The sequence below is a fragment of the Kribbella sp. NPDC051952 genome, from assembly GCF_040680855.1.
In the GTDB taxonomy this organism is placed as follows: domain Bacteria; phylum Actinomycetota; class Actinomycetes; order Propionibacteriales; family Kribbellaceae; genus Kribbella.
Genome location: NZ_JBFAXQ010000010.1, coordinates 137,487 through 163,426, shown reverse-complemented (window position 1 = coordinate 163,426; position 25,940 = coordinate 137,487). Strand labels below are relative to the sequence as shown.

The following is a 25,940-nucleotide window of genomic DNA, read 5'->3' as shown; positions in this document are numbered from 1 at the left end:
GCCCCCGGGGCTCGGGGACGGTGGGCAAGCCCTCGGGGGTTCGGGGATGTGGGGCAAGCCCACGGGGGTTCGGGGGTGGTGGGCGATGGGAATGGCAACGGCCGCCTGACCCTGGTGGGGTGGCGGCCGTTTGGGGGTGCGCTGGTTCAGGCGGCTCTGGTTCTGCTGTTGCGCGACGAGATGATCGCGACGACGATCGCGGCGCAGATGATCTGGATCAGGTACTGGATCCAGTCCGGGCCGCTGGTGTCTTTGACGCCGAGGAAATAAGCGATCAGACCACCGATGAAGGCGCCGATGCCGCCTCCGAGGATGGTCCAGCCGAGGCTGATGTTCTGCTTGCCGGGGAGCACCAGCCGGGCCAGCGGCCCGAAGATGATGCCTGCGATCAGACTGACGATGATCATCCAGATCCAGAAACCCACGGTTCCTCCTTTGAGGGATGGCTGACCTGCGTCCGGTCCGTTGCCCCGTAGCTGAACCAGACCACTGCAACGCAGGTCTACCGCCATCGTGCCCCCTGAGTGGCACTCCGCAACCGGGACACGCGCGAACGTGTCCGGACCGCGATCAGATCGCGCCGAACCCGACCTTGCGGATCGACACCTCACCGATCTCGACGTACGCGAGCCGGTCGGCCGGGATGATCACCCGGCGGCCCTTGTCGTCGGTGAGCTGCAGCAGGTTCGCCTTGCCACTGAGTGCCGCGGCGACCGCTTCCTGGACCTCTTCCGGAGTCTGCTCGCTCTCCAGCACCAACTCACGATTGGCGTGTTGCACGCCGATCTTGACCTCCACGAAACCCTCCGGGCACGTTCCGACCGGCGGCTCTCGCCGGTGACGCTTCGAGCCTATCCGGTACCTGACCCCAGCCCTCACCCGTCCGCCCAGAGCAGAACAGGCAAAAGAGCGGAAAACGCCAAGCCCCGGTCGGCCCAAGGGCGCAGGGCCAGGCCCTGGTCAGCCGTCGGTGCGGGGGAATCCACCGATGCCACGCCAGGCCAGCGACGCGACCAGGTCGGCCGCCTGCTCCTGGGCCAGCTCCGGGTTGCCGGCCGCCAGCCAGTACCGGGCGCTGACCTGCGCCATCCCGACCAGGCTGACGGCGAGCACCATCGACTGCTCACGGCTCAGGCCGGCGTCGGCGCTGATCACCTCGGACACCGCCTCGGCGCACGCGTGCGTGACCCGGTCCACCCGCTCGCGCACGGCGGTCTCGTTCGTCAGGTCCGACTCGAACACCAGCCGGAAGGCGCCCTGCGCGTTCGCCACGTAGTCGTAGAACGCGTGCATGGTCGCCGCGACCCGGAGCTTGTTGTCCTCGGTCGACTTCAGCGCATCCTGGACCGAGGCCACGATGGCGTCGCAGGACGTGTCCAGCAGCGCCAGGTACAGCTCCAGCTTGCCGGGGAAGTGTTGGTACAGGACCGGCTTGGAGACGCCGGCGCGGTCGGCGATGTCGTCCATCGCGGCGGCGTGGTACCCGTTCGCGACGAAGACCTCCTGCGCCGCCTCGAGCAGTTGCGCGCGACGGGCGAGCCGCGGCAGGCGGCTGCCGCGCTTGGGCGCGGTCTCGGGTGTCGTCGACACGTGGGACTCCTTCGGTGGTGCGGCACCGGCGGCTCGGGCTCGACCGCCGGGTCGTCCCCCGATCCTACCCAGCAGTCCTCCTCGCCAGTAGCTTCCCCGCCGAACGGTGTCCGGTCACGTACTCAAGCAGTACTGACGGGCCGGATCGCGTACTGCTAGGACGGCAGCGGCTGCGGATCGTCGTACAGGCCCTCGAGGATGTCGCCGTACTCCTCGATCCGGGCCAGGACGTCGTGGGGGAGGAATCTGAGCTCCTCCGGCGAGGTGGCAGAGGCGACCTCGTCCCAGTCGATCGGGGTGGAGACCCGCGGTTCTTCCGAGCCGCGGAGGGAGTACGGCGCCAGTGTGGTCTTGGCGCTCGCGTTCTGGCTCCAGTCGATGAAGACCTTGCCCGGGCGGAGTGCCTTGGTCATGTTCGCGGTGACGTTCTCCGGGAGCGCCTCAGCCAGCTGCTCGGCGAGCTGCTTGGCGAACGCACTGGTCTTCCGCGAGGACGCAGGCTCGATCGGGACGTACAGGTGCATGCCCTTGTTGCCGGAGGTCTTGGGCCACCCCTCCATCCCGTAGTGCCCCAGCAGCTCGCGCAGCGCGAGCGCGACGTCGCAACACTCGACAATCGACGCGCCAGGCCCCGGGTCGAGGTCGAACACGATCAGGTCGGCCTGTGGGTCCTTGCCGTCGTCCGACAGCCCGATCCGCCACTGCGGCACGTGCAACTCGAGCGCGGCCAGGTTGGCCAGCCACACCACCGTCTGTACGTCGTCAGCCACGACAAAGTCGGCCTCGTCCCGGCCGGTCGAGCTACCGGGCGTGGGGAGCGTCACGATCCGTACCCAGGCCGGCGTACCGCGCGGCGCGTTCTTCTCGAAGAAGTACGCCGCGCCCGTGCCGTCAGGCCACCGTTTCCGGGTCAGGGGCCGGTCCGACAGGTGTGGAAGCAGGTGTTCCGACACCTGGTGGTAGTAGTCGATCACCTCGGCCTTCGTGAACCCGGTCTGGGGATACAGGACCTTGCCGAGGTTCGTGAGCTTCATCGTCTGCCCGTCGACCTCGGTCGTCAGCTGCTGCGGCGCGCCTGCCATGGGTCCCAGTCTCCACCCCGCGGAGAGTCCTACCATGGGTTTTGTGGAGAGTTACGGGGCAGTAACCGGGGCTGGGGTGCCGTTGGGGGCACAGGAGTGGCCGGCGCGGCGCGTGCCGGTCGACGGCGTGGATCTGCTGGTCAGAGACGCGCCTGGCGCGGCGGCGGACCTGCCGCCCGCCCTGTTCGTGCACGGCCTGGGCGGGTCCTCGCTGAACTGGACCGCGCTGGGTCTCCTACTCAACGACACGGTCCGAGGCATCGCGCCCGACCTACCGGGCTTCGGACGTACGCCGATCGCCGGGGCGGCGGGCATCAACGAGCAGGCCGCCGTACTGGTCGAATTGCTGGAGCGTGAGATCAAGCAGCCGGCGCATGTGTTCGGGAACTCGATGGGTGGCGCCTCCGCGGTGGCGCTGGCGGCCCAGCGACCGGATCTGGTCGCGTCGCTGACGCTGATCTCTCCGGCGTTGCCGCATCCGCGGGTGTCGGCCAGTGCGCTCTGGTTCGCCGCGCTCGCCACGCCCCGGCTGGGACCCGTCGTACTGCAGCGCAGTCGGCGGCTGCCGTTCGACCAGCGCTTCCGGGCCTCGTTGGCCATGGTGTTCGGGGATCCGCACTCGGTGGCTCCTGAGGTACGTGCGACGTACGAGGCGGAGCTGCGTCGGCGGGACGGCGACCCGTGGGTCGGTCAGGTGACGGTGGAGGGTGCGAAGAGCATCCTGCGGTCGTCGCTGGCCCCGCCGCGACGGTCGCTCTGGGCGGACGCGGCGAAGGTCGAGTGTCCGGTGCTGCTGATCTACGGCGGCAAGGACCGCCTGGTCGATCCCCGGATCCGCACCAAAGCCCAGCGCACCTTCCCGAACGCGCACCTCCTCTACCTCCCCAGCTCCGGCCACGTAGCCCAGATGGAACACCCCCAACAAGTAGAGCGAGCCTTCCGCCAACTCATCTCCTGATGACCGCTCCAACCTCGTCTATCGAGTCACAGCTGTGCCTGGACTGAGACATGGCTGAGCACGGGATCCGATCAACTTTCCTCTCGCCCGAGAAGTCAAGACGAACGACCTGTTCGTCACAACGAGAGGACCACTGTGCGAGTGATCGGCAGAACGATGAGGACTCTGTCGCTGGGGATGGTCGCACTGCTGGGTGTGGGGACACTGACCGCTACCGCCGCCCCGCCCGCGCCGCCGCCACCTGTTGCTAAAGGCAACAACTGGACCGTTGAACCGGTAGCCGGTGGCTACCAACTGACCCTGCGCCTCGACGCGCCGGCGCCGATGCGCGCGTCGCTGCCGCTCCTTGCGGTGGACGGGGTCCCGCTGGGTGTCGCGAAGCAGTCGCCGGACCGGCGCACGCTCACTCTGACCAGTACCGACCCGGCCGTGCTGAAGGCCGGCGACGTACGCCTGATCTGGTCCGGCGACCTCGGCAAGGAAGCCGGGAAGAACCGTAGTGAAGGGACCGGACCGACCGACGCGGACTGGCTGAAGGCGCAACGCGGCCCGCTGCTGAAGGACGATCCCGGGGCGCTGGGGAAGTACAAGGTCGCGACGTCGGAGTACGACCTCGGCGACGAGGCTGTCTACCTGCCCGGTCTGGGGCAGCGGTCCGAGCTGCGCGGCAAGGTGTACACGCCGAAGGGCGCGATCGGCCCACATCCACTGGTGATCTTCCTGCACGGCCGGCACGAGGTCTGCTACGGCGGTGACGGCGAAGGATCCGAGAAGCCCTGGCCCTGTTCGGGTGGCGCGAAGCCGATCCCGAGCTTCCGTGGGTACGACGGTCCCGCTACCGCTCTGGCCAGCAACGGCTACCAGGTTGTCTCGATCAGCGCCAACGCGATCAACGCCTGGGACGGCGCCGTCTACGACTCGGGTGCGCAAGCGCGGGCCGAGCTGATCCTGGATCACCTGGCCCTGTGGAAGAAATGGTCGACGCTCGGCGGTGGTCCGTTCGGCCGCCAGTTCGTCGGCAAGATCGACCTGCAGAACGTCGGCTTGATGGGTCACTCGCGTGGTGGCGAAGGTGTTGCCCGCGCAGCGGTCCTGAACGCGGACCGCGGCGGCCAGTACGGCATCCGCGCCGTCCTGCCGCTCGCACCGACTGACTTCGCCCGCGCTACTGTTCCGGGCGTTGCAATGAGCGTGGTGCTGCCGTACTGCGACGGTGACGTGTCCGACCTGCAGGGCCAGAAGTTCTACGACGACACCCGCTACTCGGTCACCGGGGACGCCGCGCCGCGGTCGACCATCACCGTGCTCGGCGCCAACCACAACTTCTTCAACACCGAATGGACGCCAGGGCAGTCCGAGGCGCCGTCGAACGACGACTGGTTCGGCGACGAGCAGGAGTCGCCCTGCGGTGCGAAGTACGCGGGCCGCTTGACGGCGAAGGAGCAGCAGGCCGTCGGTACGGCGTACGTCGCCGGGTTCTTCCGGCTCCAGCTGGGACACGAGACGAAGTTCCTGCCGTTGCTGGACGGAACCGACTCGCGGGCGGCGTCCGCCGGGCGGGCCGTCGTACGGGTGGTGTCGCAGGCGCCGGCGAAGACCCGGCGGGACGTGAATCACCTGGATCAGGCCCTACCGGCCGGAGCAGTCACCGGAAACGTCACAGCCAACGTCTGTGCGGGTGTGAGTGAGCCGTCCGCTCGCTTGGCGGCCGCAGAGCCGTGCATGGTGACTGATGACCCATCCAGCGCGCCGCACTGGGGCACTGCCTGGTACGCCGCGCATACGCCGACGACTGCGGTCACCAAGCTGAGCTGGACCGGGACGAACGGGGTCGTACGGCTCAACGTTCCGGCCCGGCAGCGCGACGTACGACGCTTTGCCGCACTGTCGTTCCGGGCCGCTCCGGACCCGGCCGGGGCGCCGAAGACCGACCTGAGTGTCCGAGTGGTCGACGGGCACGGCCGGGCTGCCGTCGTACCGGTGTCTGCGGTGAGCGATGCGCTGGTGCGGATGCCGGGGAGCAACTCGAGCGGTCTGCCGAAGAACCTGCTGCGGACTGTGCGGATCCCGTTGACGTCGCTCAAGGGCGTGGACCTGCGTGATGTTCGTGCGGTGGAGCTGCGGACCGACAAGGTCGCGCGTGGGTCGGCGTACGTGAGTGATCTGGCCTTCTCGTCGCCCGGGCTCGGGTTCTCGGCGCCGGCGGCGTTGCTGCCGAAGCTGTCCGCGTCGGACGTGACGGTGAAGGAAGGTGACAAGGGGACGAAGTCGATGGACTTCTGGGTCACCATGTCGCGCCCGAGCATCCGTCCGGTCAGTGTGTACGTCGAGTCGAACGGCGAGCTCGGGGAGACCGTCGGGGCGGTCGCGAAGCAGCTGGTCTTCAAGCCGGGGCAGGTGCGGCAGAAGGTGAGTGTTCCGGTCACTGCGAACACGCGGGACAGCTACGACCTGCCGTTCAACCTGGTGCTGTCAGTGCCTCGCGAGGGTCTGCTGGACTCGTCGTTCGGCCATGGACTGGTGATCGACGACGACCCGACGCCGACCCTGACGATCGGGAACCTGACGACGGCGGAGAAGACCGGCGAGGTCACGCTCCCGGTCAAGCTGTCCGCTCCGAGCGACAAATACGTCACCCTCTCCGGCGTACTGAAGGACGGGACCGCGGTGATCCGGAAGGACTACACGACGGTCAACGATGACGGCTCAGCTCCGGTCGACCGGACTGTCGACGGCTACGTCGAGCCCGGCAGGACCACCGGTGAACTGACCGTGAAGATCCTCGACGACAAGCTCAAGGAACCGGCCGAGACGTTCTCGGCGGTCATCCAGACGGTCGAGGGCGCCGAAATCAAGCTCCCGGCGACTGCGACCGTCACGATCACCGCGAACGACTGAAAATGAGACAAGGGGCCCGGCATGTGGACCTGGGCCGGGCCCCTTGGCATTGTGCGGGAACATGGAGGAGGGACAGATGGTTGAAAACCGGAGATCCCGTCCGACGTCTTCCTGAGGAGCCGACACGTGTCATTGCCACCGCTGGTCGAACCAGCCGACGAGCTGACCATCGACGAGGTGCGACGCTACTCGCGGCACCTGATCATCCCGGAGGTCGGGATGGCCGGGCAGAAGCGGCTGAAGAACTCCAAGGTGCTCGTGATCGGCGCCGGCGGCCTGGGCAGCCCGGCGCTGCTCTACCTGGCCGCGGCCGGTGTCGGCACGCTCGGCATCGTCGAGTTCGACACCGTCGACGAGTCCAACCTGCAGCGCCAGATCATTCACGGCCAGTCCGACGTGGGGAAGTCGAAGGCGCAGTCGGCCAAGGAGTCGATCCTCGAGACCAACCCGAACACGAACGTCGTCCTGCACGAGACCCGGCTGGACAACGACAACGTCTTCGAGATCTTCGAGCAGTACGACCTGATCGTCGACGGCACCGACAACTTCGCCACCCGGTACCTGGTGAACGACGCCGCAGTGCTGCTCGGCAAGCCGTACGTCTGGGGCTCGATCTTCCGCTTCGACGGCCAGATCAGCGTGTTCTGGGCCGAGCACGGCCCCTGCTACCGCTGCCTCTACCCGGAGCCGCCGCCACCCGGCATGGTTCCGTCCTGCGCGGAAGGCGGCGTACTGGGTGTGCTCTGCGCGTCCGTCGGCGCGGCCCAGGTGACCGAGGCGATCAAGCTGCTCACCGGGATCGGCGACCCGTCGCTCGGCCGGCTGAACATCTACGAGGCGCTCGATCTGAACTGGCGTTCGCTGAAGGTCCGCAAGGACCCGAACTGCGCCATCTGCGGTGAGAACCCGACCGTCACCGAGCTGATCGACTACGAGGACTTCTGCGGCGCCCTGACCGAGGAGGCGGCCGACGCGGCCGTCGGCTCGACCATCTCGGTGAAGCAGCTGAGCGAGTGGATCAAGCTCAAGGACAACGGCGAGAAGGACTTCGTCCTGATCGACGTCCGCGAGCCGAACGAGTACGAGATCAACCGGATCCCGGGCTCGGTGCTGATCCCCAAGGCCGACTTCCAGACCGGGGTCGCGCTGGAGAAGCTGCCGCAGGACAAGCAGTTGGTGTTCCACTGCAAGTCCGGTGTTCGCTCCGCCGAGGTGCTGGCGATCGCGAAGGGTGCGGGCTTCTCCGACGCGGTCCACGTCGGCGGCGGAGTGGTCGCCTGGGTCGACCAGATCGACCCGAGCCAGCCGGCCTACTAACCGGCTTACGGCTAGAAGTCCATCCTGCAACTGCGCACGGCCTCGGCCGCGGCGGCATCCCCGGTGACCACGGTGTTGTCGTCGCGGCCGGACAGCATGCGCATGTAGCCGACGGCGTCGGTACTGGCGCGACCTACCGGCTCACCCCTCCCGAGCCGATAGGTCCCACCACCTTGCCCGGTCAGCTCCAGGACGACGGCCGGCCGGTCTCCCCAGAACGGGCCCGAGGCCTCGAGGTCGTAGATGACCTGAGCGATCAGCTCATCGGCGTACGGACCGGCATCGAATGACCGGCCGAGCGCCTGGCAGACGTCGTCGCGATGCATCCACAGATCCCGCGCCAGCAGGATGTCCCGGATGTACCCGAGCGACATCCGCGGGTTGTCTTCCACCTGCATGCTGAACCGCCGGATCAGCTGCGGCTCGCTCGAGATCCTCCGGGTCGCCTTGGCCCACAGTCCGTCGAAGGATGCCCGCAGCTCGGCCGGCGACGTACCGCGGTGCTCGTCGGCCTGCACCATCATGTGTGCGTCGAACCGGCGCGCCTTCGGGTAGACCCGCTTGCTCTTCCGGAAGCGCCGCGGGAACGACGACAGCCGGATCACGTCCTCCGCCTGGCCGATCAGGTGCCCGGCGATGTCGGCGACGTCCCAGGCGTCGCAGACCGTACGACGATGCCACTCGTCCCCGTCGATCGACGCGAGTAGGTCGTGCCAGGCCTGGATCTCCGTATCCCGGTGGACCCGGCATTGGGCTCGGTCAGCTCGTCCGATCTGTTGCGCTAGTACTGCGGTCATTTCTCCCCCTGGTCGGTGCGTACTGCTGGTAGAACATCTCGAGTACGACGGGCAGCAGCTTGATGAAGCGGCCGTCTTCGAAGGACGCGTGCGGCTCGTTCGCCATCTGCTGCGACAGCAGTCCGGCCACCAACGAGGTGTACAGCGCGATGCCGCCAGCGCTCACCGCGTCCGGATGCACGAGGCCGGCGTCGACCGTCGCTTGCAGGTGATCCCGCAGATCCTGGATCGACTCCTGGGCCGGTGCGAACGCCTCCGGGCTCGGCTCGAAGCCGGGAATCGTCCGCCAGAACAGCAGTTGGGCGTACACCTGGTGCTCGAGGCACCAGCGGCAGAACGCGGTGGCCGCTTTCAGGTTGGACTCGAGCTGGTCCTCGGCATCCACGGTCGCGGTCCGGTACGCATCCCGCAGCAGTTCGTTGCCGCGCTGGAAGAGGGCGTCGTAGATCGCCATCTTCGACGGGAAGTACTGGTACAGCGACGGCGGTTGCATCCCGAGCCGCCGCGCCACCGCGGACAGGCTGAGCGCCGCGACACCCTCTGTCTCCATCAACTCGATGGCGACCGACAGGATCTCCTCGATCGTCTCCTGCCGACGACGCGTCCGCCTGTCCAACCCGGCTGTGCTCATGTCTTGAGGAAAACCTACGACCATTAGGGAAGTCAATACCCCGTAGAATTTCTATTGGGTTGTCCCCGGAGCCGACTACTGTCGTGACATGTGCAGAAACATCACCGTTCTCCGGGGACTCGAGCCGGCCGCGACCTCTGAGGAGATCTACGCGGCCGCATTGCAGTACGTGCGCAAGGTGACCGGCGTCGGCTCGTTGAGCTCGACGACGCGCGAGCCGATCGAGCGCGCGGCGACCGAGGTCGCGCGGATCACCGAGCAGCTGCTGGCAGAGATGCCCGAGCGCCGGAACCCGCCGCAGACAGTCCCGCCGTTGCGGCGGCCCGAGGTGCGGGCCCGACTCGGTCTCGACTAGTTCGCGACCAGCGGCAGGAACGCCGCGAATGCACTGACCAGCAGCGGAGCGGTCACGCTGATCAGGGTCAACGGGTTGCGCACGAACGGGATGTCGAGATGCAGCAGGCGCTCGACCCGGTGCCGTTCCTCGGTCCACGCCACGGTCGGTCGCCCGTCCGGAGGCAGCGGACACGCATGCTCGACCAGTCGCTGTGCCCGGGCCCGCCACGCCACCGCCATCGGTACGGCGATCACGGACAGTCCGAGTGTGAACAGTCCGCCGTACAGCAAGACGTTCGACGGCGGGAACTCGTCGCGGCGGTCGGGATACGCGGCGACGAATGCGCCGCGGAGGGCGCCGGCCGATGCGATCGCCGCGATGATGCCGATCGTGAAGGCACCCGCGCAGGTGAGCAACAGCCGCCACAGCCGTTCGAGCTGTCGCACCGCCAGCCGGAATTGTTCGGGATCGACGGTGTCTTCCCGCATCGCGTCGGCGTAGTCATGCGCCGGGCCGGTCTGCGGACGCTTGCCGACGTCGTTCTTCAGGTCACGGCATTCGGCGTGGCCGAGCCAGACGATCGTCAACCACGGCACGGTGGCGAGCAGCGCGCCGACCAGCACCACGCCGGTGCGTGCCTGCAGGTCACGGATCGGGAGTTCCGGACCGAGCTCCGGGGTCCATAGCCAGAACAGCCCACCGACAAGGGTCCCGATGATCGCGCACACCATGTAGCGCGGTGCGCGTCCGGGCGGCGGGTAGAAACCCCACTTGGCGGGATGCTGCAGGATCCGGATCGCCTGCACGGTGAGCAGGGCGAAGACGACGAGCGCGGCGCCGGCCAATGCGCGCCAGACCATCCACGGAACGCCGACCACGAATGCCTTGCTGTCGGGTGTTCCGTCCGATGCGCCGATCCCGATCAGCATCGCGATGACGAACGCCAGCCCGAGCACGATCATGCTGAGCAGCGGTGGCGGGATCTTCGTCCAGAAGGTGTCCTCGGCGATCTCCGGCGGCACGTCCCGCAGCATCCATCTCCCCCTCACGCCACACTTTCCCCAAGTCTGTCGACGTACGCCGCCTACCGTCCGTGTCGTCGGCGTGCCGTGCCTGATCGGGCAGTCCCGAGAGCGAGGTAGTGTCGGCTCGGGAGTCGGGAAACGGTTACCTAGGAGGCCGGAATGCGGTTCGCGATCAAGACCAGGCCGGAGCACACCACGTGGCAGCAGCTGCGGGACGTGTGGGTGGCGGCGGATCAGTTCGAGATCTTCGAGTCCGCGTGGCACTGGGACCACTTCTACCCGCTGAGTGGTGACATGGCCGGGCCGAACCTCGAGGCCTGGACCACGTTGGCTGCGCTCGCACAGGCGACCGAGCGGATCCGGTTGGGTTGCCAGGTGACCGGGATGATCTACCGGCATCCCGCCGTACTGGCGAACATGGCGGCGACGACCGACATCATCTCGAACGGGCGGCTCGAGCTGGGGATCGGCGCCGGGTGGAACGAGATGGAGACCGCGGCGTACGGCATGGAGCTGTATCCGTTGAAGGAGCGCTTCGACCGGTTCGACGAGGGCACGCAGGCGATCATCGCGCTGCTCACGGAGAAGGTCGCGAACTTCGACGGGAAGTACATCAAGCTCACCGAGGCGTACTGCGAACCGAAGGCCGTTCAGACCCCGCACCCACCGATCACCATTGGCGGCAAGGGCCCGAAGCGCACTCTGCGCGCGGTCGCCCGCTGGGCTCAGCAGTGGAACGTCATCGTCCCCGGCCCGGAGGAGTGGAAGCCCCTCAAGGACGTCCTCATCCAGCACTGCGAGGACCTGGGCCGCGACGTCAACGAGATCACCTGCTCGGTCAACCTCCGCATCGAACCAGACGCACCCCTCGACGCCACCGTCGCCGCAGCCGAGGCCTACGCCAACGCCGGCGTAGACCTGGTAGTCCTCAACCTCCCCTTGGACGCATCCCCCAAAGTCCTAGAACCCCTAGCCAAGGCAGTAGCGCCCCTCGCCTAACGTTTGTTGCATGGACTGCTCCTCTCTCCTTTCTCACCCCCTCATCAGTTCGTCTTGACTGTCCAGGGTTGCCGCTAGGTTTGTCTTGTGGATCGGGAGGAGTACGTCGAGGCTGTTTTGCGGGCGGTTGAGTCGATTCCGCCGGGGAGTGTGGCGACGTACGGGGATATCGCTGAGTACGTCGGTCAAGGTGGGCCTCGGCAGGTTGGCGCGATCATGCGTGAGTACGGCGGTGGTGTGCCGTGGTGGCGGGTGATCCGGGCTTCCGGCGTACCCGCGGACGAGGTCGGCGACGAGCAACTGCACAACCTGCGATCGGACGGCGTCCGCGTCACGAACGGTCGCGTCAACCTTCGTGAAGTCCGTTGGGATCCGACCGACTAGCGTCCGCTTTCCGGCTATCGGGGCAGCTGCCGGGGTGGTCGTTGCAGATATGTCGGTGGCGCCTGCTGAGATAGGCGAATGGTCGGCAGACAGGGATCCCGGTATCGCTTGGTGCGAGCTGCGGGACGAAGCGCGCAAGCGCCGGTCCTGGACGCGGATCAGCAAGCAGTCGTCGATCACCCCGGCGGACCGCTGCTCGTCCTCGCCGGACCAGGCACCGGCAAGACGACCACCTTGGTAGAAGCAGTCGTCGACCGAGTCCGGAATCGCGGCCTGAGCCCCGACGACGTGCTCGTCCTGACGTTCGGCCGCAAGGCAGCGACCGAGCTGCGCGACCGCATCACCGGCAGGCTCGGACGCACCACCCGAGTGATGCCGTCGATGACCTTCCACTCGTTCTGCTACGCACTGCTCCGACGGTTCACCCCGGCCGACGCCTTCGACGTACCACTGCGCCTGCCCTCCGGCCCGGAGCAGTCGCTGCGATTGAGCGAAGCCCTGTCCGGCAGCCGTGAGGTCGGCGCCGTGCACTGGCCGGGCAGTCTGCATCCGGCCCTCAAGACGCGCGGGTTCACCGACGAGGTCCAAGCCGTGATCGGCAAGGCGCGGCAGCTCGGGCTCGACCCGGAAGACCTGTCCGAGATCGGCCGCTCGGCGGAGCGGGCCGAGTGGGTAGCGGTCGGCGACTTCTTCGAGGAGTACCTGCAGGTCCTCGACGCCGAGCAGGTGCTGGACTACTCCGAGCTCATCCACCGCGCGGTGATTCTGGCCCAGCAACCACAGGTCCAGGCCAAACTGCGAGCCGAGTTCAAGGCCGTCTTCGTCGACGAGTACCAGGACACCGACCCCGGTCAGACCCAACTGCTCCAGGCGATCGCCGGCGACGGCCGCGACCTCGTCGTGGTGGGCGATCCGGACCAGTCGATCTACACGTTCCGCGGCGCCGACGTTCGTGGTCTGCTCCGCTTCACCGACGAGTTCCGTACGGCGGAGGGCGCCGAAGCAGCCCAGATCGCCCTGGCCACGACCCGCCGTTTCGGTACGACGCTCCAGCGCGTTTCCCGTAATGTCGTCAACCGGCTCGGCGTACCAGGCACTTTGGACCGAGACACGTTCGACCGCTTCCGCAACCCAGACGCCAGCGACTGCGTCTACGGCCACGGCAAGGTCGAAGCGAATCTGTACTCGACCAGCGGCGCGGAGCTCGAGCACATTGCGGACCTCCTGCGTCGAGCTCACGTCCAGGACGGCGTCGGCTGGAACGAGATGGCGGTCCTGGTCCGGTCCGGCAGTCGATCGATCCCGCCGTTGCGTCGAGCACTCGCGGCCGCGGGCATCCCCGTCGACATCGCCGGTGACGAGCTCCCGTTGTCCCGTGAGCCCGCCGTACGTCCGATGTTGTTGGCGTTGCGGGCCGTTGCGGATCCGGCGACGTTGACGGTTGAGGTCGTACGGGCGTTGGCGTTGTCGCCGTTGGGTGCGATGGATGCGGGGCAGTTGCGGCGGCTGGCGCGGGTGTTGCGACGAAGGGATCGGGAGGCGGCCGGTGGGCAGCGGCTGCCGCGGTCGTCGGACGAGCTGCTGCGCGAGGCATTGGTGAACCCACTGCTGCTCGACGAGGAGGCGTCGCCGGCCGAGGCGCGGTTCGCGGCACTGGGCGAGAGGTTGCTCAAGGCAAGGAATATCGTGACGGCCGGGGCGGCGCCAGACGAGGTGATGTGGTCGCTGTGGGCGGATTCGCCGTGGTTGCGGCGGTTGCGCGGTCAGGCGCATTCGGGTGGCGAGCCGGCCCGGGCGGCGAACCGGGACCTGGATTCCTTGTGTGCGTTGTTCGACGCGGCGAGCCGGGCCGAGGAGCAGGTCGGGTTCAAGGGTGTGTCCGCGTTCCTGAGTGAGCTCGAGTCGTTGGACATCGCGGCCGACAACCGGTTCGACGGGACCTATCGTGAGGCTGGCGTGCAGCTGATGACAGCGCACCGGTCGAAGGGTCTGCAATGGCGGCTGGTCGTCGTCGCGAGCGTGCAGGAAGCGCAGTGGCCGGACCTGCGGCGACGCGGGTCGTTGCTCGAGCCGGATCGGCTCGGCCCGGACGGGCTGATCGATCCGTTGTCGGCCGGTGCGTTGCTGGCCGAGGAGAGACGGTTGTTCTACGTCGCGATCACCCGGGCTCGAGAACGGTTGATCGTGACGGCGGTCCAGGCGCCCGAAGCCGACGGCGACCAGCCGTCCAGATTCCTTGCAGAGCTCGACATTCCTTTGAAACTGGTCGCCGGACGGCCGCGGCGACCGTTGTCGCTGCACGGCCTGGTCGCCGATCTGCGCTGTGTGCTGTCCGATCCTGCATCGTCGCCTGCGTTGAAGCGTTCGGCTGCTGACCGGCTGGCGTTGCTGGCCGATGCCGTCGACGAGCGGGATTACAACCTGGTGCCGACGGCGAATCCTGAGCGCTGGTGGGGAGTGCGCGAGCGGACCAAGTCGGAGCGGCCGATCGCGAATCCGGAGCTGCCGGTGCCGCTGTCGGGGAGTGCGCTGACGACGATCGTGGACTGTCCGCTGCGATGGTTCCTGACCCGGCGGGCCGGTGGAGAGACGCCGAGCAACTCGGCGATCGGGTTCGGCATGGTGCTGCACACACTGGCGGATGCGGTCGCGACCGGGGCGCTGCCGCCGTCGGTCGACGAGCTGAACGGCTGGCTCGACAAGGTGTGGACTCAACTCGAGTTCGAGTCCGCGTGGATCTCGGACCGGGAGCGCGTCGAGGCCGAGCAGGCGTTGCGCCGGTTCGTCGCCTGGCACCAGGGGCGGCCGGATCGGACGCTGGTCGGGACCGAGGTGGAGTTCGACGTGCTGCTGCCCGACACCGAGAAGCCCGCGGTCCGGGTCAAGGGTCGGATGGACCGGGTGGAGCAGGATCCGGAGGGGACGATCCGCGTGGTCGACCTGAAGACGGGGCGTTCGATGCCGACCAAGCCGGCGGTCGCGCGGCACGTCCAGCTGGCGATCTACCAGCGTGCGATCGCGTCCCGCCAGGTGCGGGCGGTCGGCGAGGACCCGGTCGCCGGTGGCGCCGAGCTGGTTCAGCTTCGGCACGACGACTCCGGCTTCCCCAAGGTTCAGCATCAGGGCCCGCTCGAGCCCGGCGAGGACGGCAAGACCTGGCTGGATGAGGCGGTCGAGGAGGCCGAGTCGATGGTTCGTTCCGAGGAGTTCACCGCCCAGCGCAACGACGGCTGCGCCCGATGCGAAGCCAGAGCACTCTGCCCGATCCAGCCCGAAGGCCGGGAACTCCTCTGATGCGCGCTCATCTCAATTCCACAGCTGAGTTGTGCGATCTGCTGGGCATCCCGTTCAGCGACCAGCAGTTGGCAGCGATCACCGCACCGTTGGCGCCGGGCGTGATCGTGGCCGGGGCAGGGTCGGGGAAGACGACCGCGATGGCGGCCCGGGTGGTGTGGTTGATCTGCACCGGGCAGGTCCTGCCGGAGGAGGTGCTCGGGCTGACCTTCACGAAGAAGGCGGCGAACGAGCTGGACGTGCGGATCCGCGACGACCTGACCAAGGCCGGCGTGCTCGGGTCGACGCTGCCGAAGGACCAGCACCCGATTCTTGCGGCGCACCTGCGCAGCAACATCCCGAACTGGGAGCCGGAGGAGCCGGGCGAGCCCGTCGTCTCGACGTACCACGCGTTCGCCGGCACGTTGATCGCCGAGCACGGGCTGCGTCTGGGGCTCGAGCCGGACGCACGTGTCCTCGCTGACGCAACCAGGTACCAGCTCGCGGGTCGCGTCGTACGACGATCTGCCGGGCCGATCCGGTTCGCGTCGCATCACGTGCCGACGCTCGTCAACAGCCTGCTCTCGCTGGACGGTGAGCTCGCGGACCATCTGTTGCGGGCGGACGACGTACGCGAGCATGACGAGGCCGTGCGGCAGGAGGTCGCGGCGGCTCGTAAGCAGACGGTCGAGGTGCGCAAGCTGGCCGAGACCGCGTTGAAGCGTGGCGAGATCCTGCAGCTCGTCGAGGAGTACCAGGCGTACAAGGGCGAGCGGGGTGTGGTCGACTTCGCCGATCAGATGGCGCTGGGGGCGCGGCTGGCGGAGGAATGCCCGGAAGTCGCGACCGTCGAGCGGTCGCGGTACAAGGTCGTGCTGCTCGACGAGTATCAGGACACGTCGGTTTCGCAGCGGCGGATGCTGACCGCGTTGTTTGCGGGTGGGGATGGTCGCGGTCACCCGGTCACGGCGGTCGGTGACCCGTGCCAGGCCATCTATGGCTGGCGTGGCGCGTCGGTCGCGAACCTTGACGAGTTCCCTGAGCACTTCCCGCAGGTCGACGGCACGCCGGCCCAGCGGTATGTGCTGAGCGTCAACCGTCGCTCCGGTAGCCGGATCCTCGCTGCCGCCAACCAGCACGCGACCGAGCTCTACGAGCAGCACCCTGGCGTGATCCCGCTCGAGGCCCCCGCCGATGCGCCGGAAGGTGCGATCACCGTCGGGCTGTTCGAGACGCGTACGCAGGAGATCGAGTGGGTCGCCGACGCGATCGTCGCCGCGCACCGCACGCCGAACCGCCGGTGGAAGGACATCGGCATCCTGATGCGCACGAACGTCGACCTCAGCGCGGTCCACGAAGCGCTGATCACGCGCAAGGTTCCGGTCGAGGTGGTCGGCCTCGGTGGACTGCTCGCGCTGCCGGAGGTCGTCGACGTGGTCGCGACCCTGCAAGCGGTCAACGACCTCACCGCGAACGCGGCGATGCTGCGGATCCTCACCGGTCCGCGCTACCGGATCGGCCACCGGGACCTTGCTCTGCTGGCCAACCGGGCTCGAGCTCTCGCGCACTCCGGTGACCAACCGGCTGCCGATGATCTCGTCGCCGCTCTCGATGCGGCGGTCGCCGGGATGGACTCGACCGAGGTCATCGCCCTGGCCGAGGCAGTCGATGATCCTGGTCCAGATGGCTGGGGTTACTCGGTAGAGGCGCTGGACCGGTTCAAGGAGCTGTCGGGGGAGTTGCGTGAGCTCCGGACCCACGCGAGCGAGCCGCTGCTCGACCTGGTCCGGCGCGTGATCACCACGATCGGCCTGGACGTCGAGCTCACCGCGACCCCCGACCACGTCGACTCCGGCCGCCGCGATCACCTGGCCGCGTTTTTGGATGCCGTCGGCAACTTCGTGTCGACCGAGTCGGACGGTTCGCTTGACGGGTTGCTGGCGTACCTGGCCGCCGAGGAGGAGTACGCCGCCGGCCTCGACCTCGCCGTACCGAGCGAAGCGGACTCGGTGAAGCTGCTCACCACGCACCGGTCGAAGGGCCTGGAGTGGCCGATCGTGTTCGTACCAACGCTGGTGTCGAAGGTCTTTCCGTCCGATCGCGGCCGGGACAAATGGACCACGAACGCGAAGGTGCTGCCGTGGCCGCTGCGAGGTGACGCGGACACGCTGCCCGATTTCCACGACCTCTCCAACGCTGGGCTGAAGGCGTTCGCGGACGAGTGCAAGGACGTGAACGCGCTGGAGGAGCGGCGGCTCGGGTACGTCGCATTCACCCGCGCGAAGGAGATCCTTGTCGCGACCGGGCATTGGTGGGGTCCGACGCAGAAGCGTCCGCGCGGGCCGTCGTCGTACCTCTCGAGGTTGAAGCAGCACGCGGGTGAGCGGGTCGTTTCGTGGGCCGAGCAGCCGGAGTTGTCCGCGGAGAATCCCGAGCTCGCTGAGCAGACGCAGGCTGCGTGGCCGGCGCCGTACGACGTGGCGTCGTACCAGCGGCGCCTGGATGCGGCGGCACTGGTCCAGCAGGCGCGCGCCGAAGGCCCGTCGATCGACGCAGAGGAGTCGCTGCTGCTGGATGAGCAGGCGACGGTCGCGCGATGGGATTCCGAGCTCGAGCGATTGTTGTCCGAGGCAAGGGAAAGCCGGAGCCGGAAGGCGTACGACGTCGAGCTGCCGGCCGCGCTCTCCGCGACCCAGGTGATGCGGATGGCGAAGGACCCGGACGGTCTCGCCTCCGATCTGGCCCGCCCGATGCCGCGCAAACCCAACCGGGCGGCGCGATTCGGCACCCGCTTCCACGCGTGGGTCGAGAGCTACTTCGGTCAACAACTCCTGCTCGACCCCGACGATCTGCCCGGTGCCGCCGATGAGGACATCGTCGACGACAGGGATCTCACCGATCTGATGGAGGCCTTCCGGACCGGCCCGTTCGGCGAAACCACGCCGTACGAGATCGAGGCCCCCTTCGCCCTGGCGATCGGGGGCCGGGTCATCCGTGGCCGCATCGACGCCGTCTACCAGGTGGTCCGCGAGGACGGCTCCCGCGGTTACGAGGTGATCGACTGGAAGACCACCCGCACCGAATCCGCCGACCCGCTCCAGCTGGCCATCTACCGAGTCGCCTGGTCCGAGCTCATGAACATCCCCCTCGACCAGGTCACCGCAGCCTTCTACTACGTCCGCACCCAAGACATCATCCGCCCCGAAAACCTCCCCACCAAACCAGAACTCATCAACCTCTTGAACGGCTGACCAACAAGCTCCGCCGGCAGAACCCGAACCGGGAAGGTCGCCCGTTAGGGGGTGAGGGTGGCCGGGGTCAGGGCGATGGGGAACGGGGTTGTGGCGTGGAATGTTTCTTCGGATTGCACCACGGCTTGGCAGGTGTAGCCGGTTGGCGTCAGGTCCAGGACGGTTAGTTCTTGGACCGTCGGGTCCAGGAGCCAGTAGGACTGGATGCCGTGGCGCTCGTAGAGGGTGCGTTTGAGGACTATGTCGGTGGTTCGGGTGGAGGGGGAGAGGACTTCGACGGTCAGGAGGGGTGGAGTGGTCAGGAGGTGAGGGCCGGCGTCGGAGCGGTGGCAGACCAAGAGGTCGGGGCGGAGGGAGACGCCGAGGGTTGGGCGGAAGTCCACTGAGCCGACCGATACCAAGAGCTCGGGCGGGCAGGCGTTCTTCAACGCGATCATCAGGCCGACGACGGCCGCGTGGTGGGCGGGTGGCTGGGCGCCGGTGACCAGCAGGCGTCCGTCCACGACCTCGTACCGGCGACCGTCCCGCGGGACAGGTGGTTCTGGCGACGCGGCTCCCGGTCGCCCGGTGTCGAGGCCCTGTTTGCTGAACACCCCAACAGCTTGACCGATGTCGCGGAGCCGCCGCTGAAGTTATCCACAGGGCTATGTCACCAGCGGATTGTCCAAGGTGCCGACGAACTGAAGGGAGCCGGCGACGTCGGTGAGGTCGACCATCTGCTGGTTGTTCCGCAGCTGAAGCCGGTTCAAGCACGACAACGCGAACGTCGGCGCGAAGATGTCGTACTTCGCGAACGCCTCGGCAAGCTCCGGCGTCGCCGCCTGGTAGTCACGCACCGACTCGGCAGCCACCGACCAGAACTCCGCCGGCGTCAGCAGCCTCTCCCGGTCCAGCAGCGGCGAGAGGAACCGGAAGATGCAGTCGAAGACGTCGGTGAAGATCGACAGCAGCTTCTCGTCGTCCGGGACCTCGGCACGGACCCGCTCAGCCTCGGCCGGCATCGAGGTCGACGGGTCCAGGACCGCGATCTCCTCCGCTATGTCCTTCATGATCACGCGAGTCGGCACCGCGTCACGCAGTACCAGGATCAGGTTTTCGCCATGCGGCATGAAGACCAGCTCGTAGGCGTAGAAGCTGTGCAGCAACGGGATCAGGTACGCGTCCAGGTACGCGCGCAACCACACGGCCGGCTCCAGGCCGGACTCACGGATGAGAGCCGCCGCCAACGAGGCACCGTGCCGATCGACGTGCAGCAGGCTCGCCATCGTGGCCAACCGCTCGCCCGGCTCCAGCGTCGGCACCGGGCTCTCCCGCCACAGCGCCGACAACATCTTCCGGTACGGCGAAGTCTTCTCGGTAGCGTTCTCGTAGTACCGGTTGTGGTACCCCGCCGCCGCGATCTCCCGCAGTACCGAGAACCCATACCGCTTCAGAACAAGGTCGTTCTCGACCAGTCCGTAGACCCAGTCGTTGATCGCCGGCGTCGCGGCCATGTACGTCGGCGACAGCCCACGCATGAACCCCATGTTCAGCACCGACAGCGCGGTCTTCACGTAATGCTTCGAGGGCTGCGACCGGTTGAAGAACGTCCGGATCGACTGCTGCGGCTGGTACTCGTCCGCACCGGACCCGAGATGGATGATGTGCCGCTGCGCGATATCCGCCGCGAACGTGATCGACGTCTTGTTCTCCCACTGCCACGGATGCACCGGCAGGTAGACGTAGTCCTCCGGCGAAGAGCCCGCGGCGACAATCCGATCCGCGAACTCAGCCAGCACGGCAGCTCCGAGCTCGCCCTGCACCAACTGCTGATAGGACGTCGTCGTACTACAAGCGACCGTCGCGTGCGACTTCCGTACGGCGATCCACGTCAACCGCACCCCGGCGCCGGTCTCCGGTGCGAACGCGAGATAGTCACTGACCCCGAACCCCAACCGCCCGTTGTTCGCGACGAAACACGGATGGCCCTCCGTCATCGCGGCCTCGATCGTCTGGAAGTCCGCAGTGACCAGATCGGCCGCGGTCAGGTCAGGCTTCGACAGCTTGTACGCCGCACTCGCCAGTGTGCTGCTGATCTCCTCGAGGTACACCGGCAGCATCTCGGCGCCGATGCCGAGCTGCTCGTGGAACTCGGTGATGAAGTCCAGCGCGTCGACCTCACCCAGCGACTCGGCGTCGATGTCCCAATGGTTCAGGGGATAACGCCGCGCGGTGAAGTGGTAGCGCCCGACCGTATAACCGTTGTCAGTGGCAACCGGTTCGAGGATCCGCTCGTGCGCGAACTCGGACAGTGCCTTGCGGACCAGCGCCTGGTTGACGACGGCCCAGACGGACGGGTTCAGATGGTCGGTCATTCAGCCTGCCTCATTCATCCGGGTCGCGTCGGTGTACTGGTCGCGGGTGCAGAAACTCAGCCAGGCCTGCTTGTCCGGCAGGTCCACGATGCTGTGCTTGCGGAACCCCATCCGCTCGTTCAGAGCATGGATCTTGGTATTGCGGACGTCCGGCTCGACCACGACCCGGTCGACGAGCGGGTCGCTGAACAGGCTGTCCATGATCGTCTCGAAGACAGCACCGGTGAACCCGGAGACCGGTGCGGCCGGCGGTCCGACCAGCACGTGCATGCCGATGTCACCCGCAGCCACGTCGTACGCCGCACCAATTGCGTCGTACGTCGGTTCGTAGCGCTCCATCAGGAACGCGGGCCGGCCGTCGTGCTCGCCGAGAAAGGCGCGGTGGTGGCCGGATTGCTCGATCCGGAGGTACTCCGCGTGCACGTCCTGGACGGACGCGGTCAGCAGTCCCCAGTAGCGCGCATAAGGCTGGGTGACCCAGCCGTGCAGCGTGGTCACGTCCTCGGTCAGGTCGAACGGCCGGAGGCTGAGGGTGCCGACCCCGGCGAAGAAACGCCGGTACGACGGCTCGGGCAGTGCTCTGGTCATGGCGGTCTGCTTTCGAGGTGGGCGAACCTGCTTAGCTAAGGCTTACCTTACTAGACCCTCGCCCCCGCATCGAATCCGGGTCAGCCGACGGACACGCGACGAAAGTCGGAGCCGGCGGGTAGTCCGCGCGGCGGATGCATCCCGACGATCGGCCTGCCTAGGTTGGAGGCATGTTGATTGCCGAGGATCTCTTGTTGCTGCTGTACGACGATGAGACCGGGAAGCCGATCACCGGGTCGCCCGGGCTGGACTACTCGCTCGCGGGTGCGGTGCTGATCGAACTCACCCTGCTCGGGAAGCTCGATATCGCCGAGCAAGGTGACGTCGTCAAGGCGGGCCGGCTCAAGGTGCTCGACCCCAGCCCGACCGGTGACGCCATCCTGGACCAGCGGCTCGCCTATGTCGTGAACAAGCCGGGCAAGCGTCCCAAGGACCAGATCGGCGCCATGTCCAAGAAGCTGCGCGACGAGGTGCTCGTGCGGCTGGCTGAGCGCGGCGTGCTCGAGCAGGACCAGGGCAAGGTGCTCGGGCTGTTCCCGGTCAAGCGCTGGCCGGCCAAGGACGCCCGGCACGAACTAGAGGTGCGTTCCCAGTTGGAGAGCGTGCTGAAGGTCGGTACGACGCCGGACCAGCGGACCGGTGCGTTGATCGCGCTGCTGAGCGCGCTGAACGTCGTACCGAAGGTCGTCACCGACGCGGTGGACAAGCGCGCGCTGAAGAAGCGGGCGAAGGAGATCGCGGACTCGGACTGGGCCGCCGAAGCGGTGAAGAAGGCCGTGACCGAGATGCAGGCCGCCGTGACCGCGGCGATCGTGGTCGCGTCGTCGAGCGCCGCGGCGTCAGGCAGTAGCTGAGGCCAGCCGGGATTTAATCTCCGGCTTGAGCACCTTGCCGACCTTGGAGCGGGGGAGGTCCTGCCAGAGCAGGACCTCCTTCGGCGCCTTGACGCTGCCGATCCGTTCCTTGGCGAAGGCAATCAGTTCGGCCGCCTCGACCGCACTTCCCGCCTGCAGTTGGACGACGGCCACCACCCGCTCACCCCACTTGTCGTCCGGACGGCCGATGACCGCGCAGTCCTGGACGGCCGGGTGGGCCATCAACGCCTGCTCGACCTCGGTCGAGTACACGTTGAAGCCGCCGGTGATGATCATGTCCTTGGCCCGGTCGACGATGTACAGATAGTTCTCGTCGTCCAGGTAGCCGATGTCGCCGGTGTGGTGCCACCCGTACGCCGAAGCCGCCGCAGTGGCCTCGGGATTGCGGTAGTACCCCTTCATCACCAGCGACCCGCGGACCACGATCTCGCCCTTCTCCCCCCGTGGGAGCAGGGACCCGTCCGCGGCCATGATCGCGGTCGTGACCAGCGGCGACGGCCGGCCGGCCGAGGCCAGCCGGGGCCGCGCGATGTTGCCGGAGGCATCGAAATGCTCCGACGGTGGCAGGATCGAGATCATCATCGGCGCCTCGGTCTGCCCGAACAGTTGCGCCATCACCGGCCCGATCCGCTCCAGCGCCTCCTCCAGTCGTGACACCGACATCGGCGCCGCGCCGTACCAGAAGCACCGCAGCGACGAGAGATCCGTCGCGTCGAGCTCCGGCGCCGCGAGCACCATGTAGATCAGCGTCGGCGGCAGGAACGTGTGCGTCACGCCGTGCCGCGGAATCAGTTCCAGGAAGGCGTGTACGTCGGGAGTCCGCATGATCACGATCTCGCCGCCGGACGCGAGCACGGGGAAGCACAGCACCCCGGCCGCGTGGGTCAGCGGCGCGAGTGCCAGGTACACCGGCCGCTCGCCGAACGGGTAACCCATCAGGGTCAGCGCCGTCATCGTTTCCAGGTTGGCGTTGCCCAGCATCACACCCTTCGGCCGGCCGGTGGTCCCACCGGTCCCGACGATCATCGCCAGGTCGTCCGGATCGGTCAGGTCAGGAGCCGGCTGGGACACGCCCCCGCAGAACGCGTCCCAGCCGACGGTCCGGCCCTTGGGGTGGGGGGCTGGGCCGGCCTCCGGATCCAGGCAGACGAAGGTGTGGACCTTCGGTAGCGCATCCCGGATCCGGTTCACCAGTGGCGCGAACGCCGACTGGTAGATCAGTACTTCACAGTCGAACTGGTCGAGCAGCTCCCGGTTCTCGGCCGCCTCGTTGCGCGGGTTGATCGGGCACCAGACCGCCCCGGCCCGGCTGATCCCGAACACGCAACTGAACGCGATCGGATCGTTCGCCGACAAGATCGCGACCTTCCCACCCGGGCGTACGCCGGATGCCGTCAGGCCGGCCGCGATCTCGTAGGACAGTTGCTGCACCTCGGCGTACGAGAGGGTCTTGCCGTCCGTGGTCAGGCAGGCCGCGTCCGGTCCCAGCGAGGCACCCTTGTCGAGGTAGTCGACCAGTCGCACTGTTACTCCCTCAGTGCAGAACGGTCAGCTGTGGCTCGGACACCAGACCGAAGCTGCGCAGTACGCCGAGCAGCTCACGGTGACCGAACGCCTGGCAGCCACTGGCGAAGCCGACGCGCTTCGGCGGTGTCTGCAGCAGTGAGTACGCCGCATACGCCTGGAGCAGACCGGTCTGCTGGTAGTTGCTGTTGCCGTGGATGACACAGTGCGCCCGGCCGAGCGGTCCGGAGGCGTGGACGGAGTCCAGGGACTTGTTCACGCGCGGGTTCTCTCGCGGCGGCATCGTGTCCATCACCTGACGTGCGGTCGCGGTGAGGGCCTCGTTGCGCTCGTCGGGCTGCATGTCCTTCGTGGCTTCCAGTGCGGCCGCCACGATCTGCGGTACGCCGTGCATCAACGCTGCGTTGAACACGCCACCCTGTGCCTTGCAGTTGGCCACGCGAGGATCGCGCTTGAACCAGACCGGGTGGGACGTGCCGCCCCAGGGGAGTGACAACGCCAGCTCGTGCTGTCCGGGGACGACCAGCGGAACCAGGCCCTGCTCCGGGAACTCGACGTACTCGTTCCGCTCGAGGAAATGGGCCTTCGACGTCGCAGCGTTCACCAGAATCGTGCGAGTCGAGGCGATGGTCGGACTGCCGCCCCAGAACACCGCGATGTCCAGGGTGTCCAGGCCGGGCTGCTCCAGGCAGAGCTGTGCGGCGATCTCTCCGGTGGTGTACATCTGCGCGATGCCAGGGGCCAGCAGCAGGCCGGCCTCGGCGAAGCGCGCGCCGTACGTCTCGTCGCAGGTGATCAGCCAGTCCTGCTCGCCGGTGGTGTCGGTGTAGTGCGCACCGGCCGCGAGTGCTGCTTCGACAGCGGCAGGACCGAGCTCACTGAACGGGCCGACCGTGTTGAGTACGACGGACGCGCCTTTGAACAGCTCGGTCAACGCGGCCACGTCGTGCTCGACCGACGCGATCTCGTAGTCGGCGGTCTCGATCCCCGGGACATGAGAGTCGAGTGACGCCTTGAGCTTGGCGTCGTCGCGACCGGCGGCCACGAACGGGACGTGGTAGTGGCGCAGGTACTCACAGATCAGCCGGCCGGTGTAGCCGGAGGCGCCGTACACAACAACGGGTTTGCTGCTCATGCGGCGATCACATCCCCATTCCGCCGTCGACCGGCAGCCCGATGCCGTTGATGAAACGTGCCTCGTTCGAAGCGAGGAAGACGACCGCGTCGGCCATGTCGGAGACTTCGCCGAGCCGGCCGGCCGGGGTCAGCTCGACCACGGCCGCGACCGCTGCCTCGGGGGACTCGAACAGCCCGAGTTGCGCGACGTCGTTGGCCAGACCGGCGCCCATCGGCGTCGGGACCAGACCGGGGTACAGGCAGTTGACGCGTACGCCGTACCCGAGCTTGCCGGACTCCATTGCGGCGACGCGGGTGAGGCGGTCGACCGCGGACTTGGTCGCGGAGTAGACCGCGATACCGGGGAACGCGATGGTCGCGGCGACCGAGGCGACGTTGATGATCGCCCCGCCCTGGCCGGCCAGTCCCTCCGGACGCATCGTGCGGAGGCCGTACTTGATCCCGAGCGTGGTGCCGAGCACATTGACCTCGAGCATCTTGCGGATGTCGGCGGCGGTCACTTCGGTGAGCAGGCTGGTGATCTCGATTCCGGCGTTGTTCACCAGGATGTCCAGGCCACCCATGATGTCGTTGGCCGCGACGACCGCGTTCTCCCAGTCGCCCTCGTCGGTGATGTCGTGGGCGACGAAGCCGTTGCCCGCGCCGAACTCGGTGTCCAGTGCGTCGGCGACCGCTTCGCCGAGATCCTTCTGCAGGTCGCTGATCACGACCTTGGCGCCGGCTGCCGCGAGTGCCTTCGCCATCCCTTCGCCGAGCCCCTGGGCTCCGCCGGTGACGAGGGCCTTGCGGCCGGAGAGATCGAGTCCGCCCATGTGAAGCTCCTTTGCTCGGGACGCCGGGATTGATTCACACTCTGGCCAGGTCTTTGACAGGCGTCAAGACTTTGCTTGACACTTGTCAAGAAATCTCCTCGCCGCGGG

General features: G+C 67.5%; 22 protein-coding genes. 9 read left to right on the top strand and 13 right to left on the bottom strand.

Annotated features, from left to right (window positions below; genetic code table 11):
* Positions 1-146 precede the first annotated feature (146 nt).
* From AB0L70_RS20330 to ligD, 4 genes are all read right to left on the bottom strand, one after another.
* A complete protein-coding gene (locus AB0L70_RS20330; RefSeq protein ID WP_363686205.1) occupies positions 147-425 on the bottom strand; it encodes a GlsB/YeaQ/YmgE family stress response membrane protein in 279 nt (92 codons plus the stop codon).
* 145 nt (positions 426-570) lie between these two features.
* Positions 571-798 (bottom strand): DUF3107 domain-containing protein, encoded by a 228-nt coding sequence (locus tag AB0L70_RS20325; protein WP_328518618.1) that lies wholly within the window; start codon positions 796-798, stop codon positions 571-573.
* A gap of 162 nt (positions 799-960) precedes the next feature.
* A complete protein-coding gene (locus AB0L70_RS20320) occupies positions 961-1,590 on the bottom strand; it encodes a TetR/AcrR family transcriptional regulator (RefSeq protein ID WP_363686203.1) in 630 nt (209 codons plus the stop codon).
* 155 nt (positions 1,591-1,745) lie between these two features.
* Positions 1,746-2,672, bottom strand: coding sequence for a non-homologous end-joining DNA ligase (gene ligD, locus AB0L70_RS20315; RefSeq protein ID WP_363686201.1), 927 nt, complete (start codon positions 2,670-2,672; stop codon positions 1,746-1,748).
* A gap of 43 nt (positions 2,673-2,715) precedes the next feature.
* On the opposite strand from ligD, the gene AB0L70_RS20310 reads away from it, so the two are divergent.
* The 3 genes from AB0L70_RS20310 (at position 2,716) to moeZ (ending at position 7,845) form a co-directional block, all read left to right on the top strand.
* Positions 2,716-3,630, top strand: coding sequence for an alpha/beta fold hydrolase (locus tag AB0L70_RS20310; RefSeq protein WP_363686199.1), 915 nt, complete (start codon positions 2,716-2,718; stop codon positions 3,628-3,630).
* A 156-nt stretch (positions 3,631-3,786) separates the two neighbouring features.
* Entirely contained in the window at positions 3,787-6,528 is a 2,742-nt protein-coding gene (locus tag AB0L70_RS20305; protein WP_363686197.1) for a Calx-beta domain-containing protein, read from the top strand.
* Between the two features lie 126 nt (positions 6,529-6,654).
* Positions 6,655-7,845, top strand: a complete 1,191-nt coding sequence (moeZ, locus tag AB0L70_RS20300) for an adenylyltransferase/sulfurtransferase MoeZ (RefSeq protein WP_363686195.1) — start codon at positions 6,655-6,657, stop codon at positions 7,843-7,845.
* Positions 7,846-7,856: 11 nt separating this feature from the next.
* Here moeZ and AB0L70_RS20295 read toward each other — a convergent pair whose 3' ends face one another.
* Together AB0L70_RS20295 and AB0L70_RS20290 are read right to left on the bottom strand one after the other, a co-directional pair.
* Positions 7,857-8,642, bottom strand: coding sequence for a maleylpyruvate isomerase family mycothiol-dependent enzyme (locus AB0L70_RS20295; protein WP_363686193.1), 786 nt, complete (start codon positions 8,640-8,642; stop codon positions 7,857-7,859).
* Positions 8,605-9,273 (bottom strand): TetR/AcrR family transcriptional regulator, encoded by a 669-nt coding sequence (locus tag AB0L70_RS20290; protein WP_363686191.1) that lies wholly within the window; start codon positions 9,271-9,273, stop codon positions 8,605-8,607. Before AB0L70_RS20290 ends, AB0L70_RS20295 begins: the two co-directional genes overlap by 38 nt.
* Before the next feature lie 88 nt (positions 9,274-9,361).
* On the opposite strand from AB0L70_RS20290, the gene AB0L70_RS20285 reads away from it, so the two are divergent.
* On the top strand, positions 9,362-9,628 hold the full coding sequence (locus tag AB0L70_RS20285; RefSeq protein WP_363686190.1) for a DUF2277 domain-containing protein: 267 nt from the start codon (positions 9,362-9,364) through the stop codon (positions 9,626-9,628).
* Here the strand turns inward: AB0L70_RS20285 and AB0L70_RS20280 are convergent.
* Positions 9,625-10,644, bottom strand: a complete 1,020-nt coding sequence (locus tag AB0L70_RS20280; RefSeq protein WP_363686188.1) for a hypothetical protein — start codon at positions 10,642-10,644, stop codon at positions 9,625-9,627. The genes AB0L70_RS20285 and AB0L70_RS20280 overlap by 4 nt on opposite strands.
* A 150-nt stretch (positions 10,645-10,794) precedes the next feature.
* Between AB0L70_RS20280 and AB0L70_RS20275 the strand changes: the two genes are divergently transcribed.
* The 4 genes from AB0L70_RS20275 to AB0L70_RS20260 all read left to right on the top strand — a co-directional run bounded on the left by AB0L70_RS20275 (position 10,795) and on the right by AB0L70_RS20260 (position 18,542).
* Positions 10,795-11,634, top strand: coding sequence for a TIGR03560 family F420-dependent LLM class oxidoreductase (locus tag AB0L70_RS20275; protein ID WP_363686185.1), 840 nt, complete (start codon positions 10,795-10,797; stop codon positions 11,632-11,634).
* A gap of 87 nt (positions 11,635-11,721) precedes the next feature.
* Entirely contained in the window at positions 11,722-12,018 is a 297-nt protein-coding gene (locus AB0L70_RS20270) for an MGMT family protein (protein WP_363686183.1), read from the top strand.
* A gap of 111 nt (positions 12,019-12,129) precedes the next feature.
* Complete coding sequence (locus tag AB0L70_RS20265; protein WP_363686415.1) at positions 12,130-15,312, top strand: ATP-dependent DNA helicase; 3,183 nt, start codon at positions 12,130-12,132, stop codon at positions 15,310-15,312.
* On the top strand, positions 15,312-18,542 hold the full coding sequence (locus AB0L70_RS20260; RefSeq protein ID WP_363686181.1) for an ATP-dependent DNA helicase: 3,231 nt from the start codon (positions 15,312-15,314) through the stop codon (positions 18,540-18,542). The genes AB0L70_RS20265 and AB0L70_RS20260 overlap by 1 nt, the downstream gene beginning before the upstream one ends.
* Positions 18,543-18,586: 44 nt before the next feature.
* On the opposite strand, the gene AB0L70_RS20255 is transcribed toward AB0L70_RS20260, so the two are convergent.
* Genes AB0L70_RS20255 through AB0L70_RS20245 form a run of 3 tightly spaced genes read right to left on the bottom strand, consistent with a single transcriptional unit; the run spans position 18,587 to position 21,484 of the window.
* The gene (locus AB0L70_RS20255) at positions 18,587-19,135 is read right to left on the bottom strand and encodes a Uma2 family endonuclease (RefSeq protein WP_363686179.1); all 549 of its coding nucleotides are present in this window, start codon (positions 19,133-19,135) and stop codon (positions 18,587-18,589) included.
* Between the two features lie 51 nt (positions 19,136-19,186).
* Positions 19,187-20,896 (bottom strand): IucA/IucC family siderophore biosynthesis protein, encoded by a 1,710-nt coding sequence (locus tag AB0L70_RS20250; protein ID WP_363686177.1) that lies wholly within the window; start codon positions 20,894-20,896, stop codon positions 19,187-19,189.
* On the bottom strand, positions 20,897-21,484 hold the full coding sequence (locus AB0L70_RS20245; RefSeq protein ID WP_363686175.1) for a GNAT family N-acetyltransferase: 588 nt from the start codon (positions 21,482-21,484) through the stop codon (positions 20,897-20,899). It abuts the gene before it with no gap.
* 170 nt (positions 21,485-21,654) lie between these two features.
* Here AB0L70_RS20245 and AB0L70_RS20240 point away from each other — a divergent pair, with 170 nt between their 5' ends.
* Entirely contained in the window at positions 21,655-22,338 is a 684-nt protein-coding gene (locus AB0L70_RS20240; RefSeq protein WP_363686173.1) for a GPP34 family phosphoprotein, read from the top strand.
* Here AB0L70_RS20240 and AB0L70_RS20235 read toward each other — a convergent pair.
* The 3 genes from AB0L70_RS20235 to AB0L70_RS20225 are packed head-to-tail and all read right to left on the bottom strand — an operon-like array spanning position 22,324 to position 25,832.
* Complete coding sequence (locus tag AB0L70_RS20235) at positions 22,324-23,883, bottom strand: long-chain fatty acid--CoA ligase (protein ID WP_363686171.1); 1,560 nt, start codon at positions 23,881-23,883, stop codon at positions 22,324-22,326. The two genes, AB0L70_RS20240 and AB0L70_RS20235, sit on opposite strands and share 15 nt — an antisense overlap.
* A 10-nt stretch (positions 23,884-23,893) precedes the next feature.
* Entirely contained in the window at positions 23,894-25,018 is a 1,125-nt protein-coding gene (locus tag AB0L70_RS20230) for a DUF5938 domain-containing protein (protein WP_363686169.1), read from the bottom strand.
* 7 nt (positions 25,019-25,025) lie between these two features.
* The gene (locus tag AB0L70_RS20225) at positions 25,026-25,832 is read right to left on the bottom strand and encodes an SDR family oxidoreductase (protein WP_363686167.1); all 807 of its coding nucleotides are present in this window, start codon (positions 25,830-25,832) and stop codon (positions 25,026-25,028) included.
* Positions 25,833-25,940 lie beyond the last annotated feature (108 nt).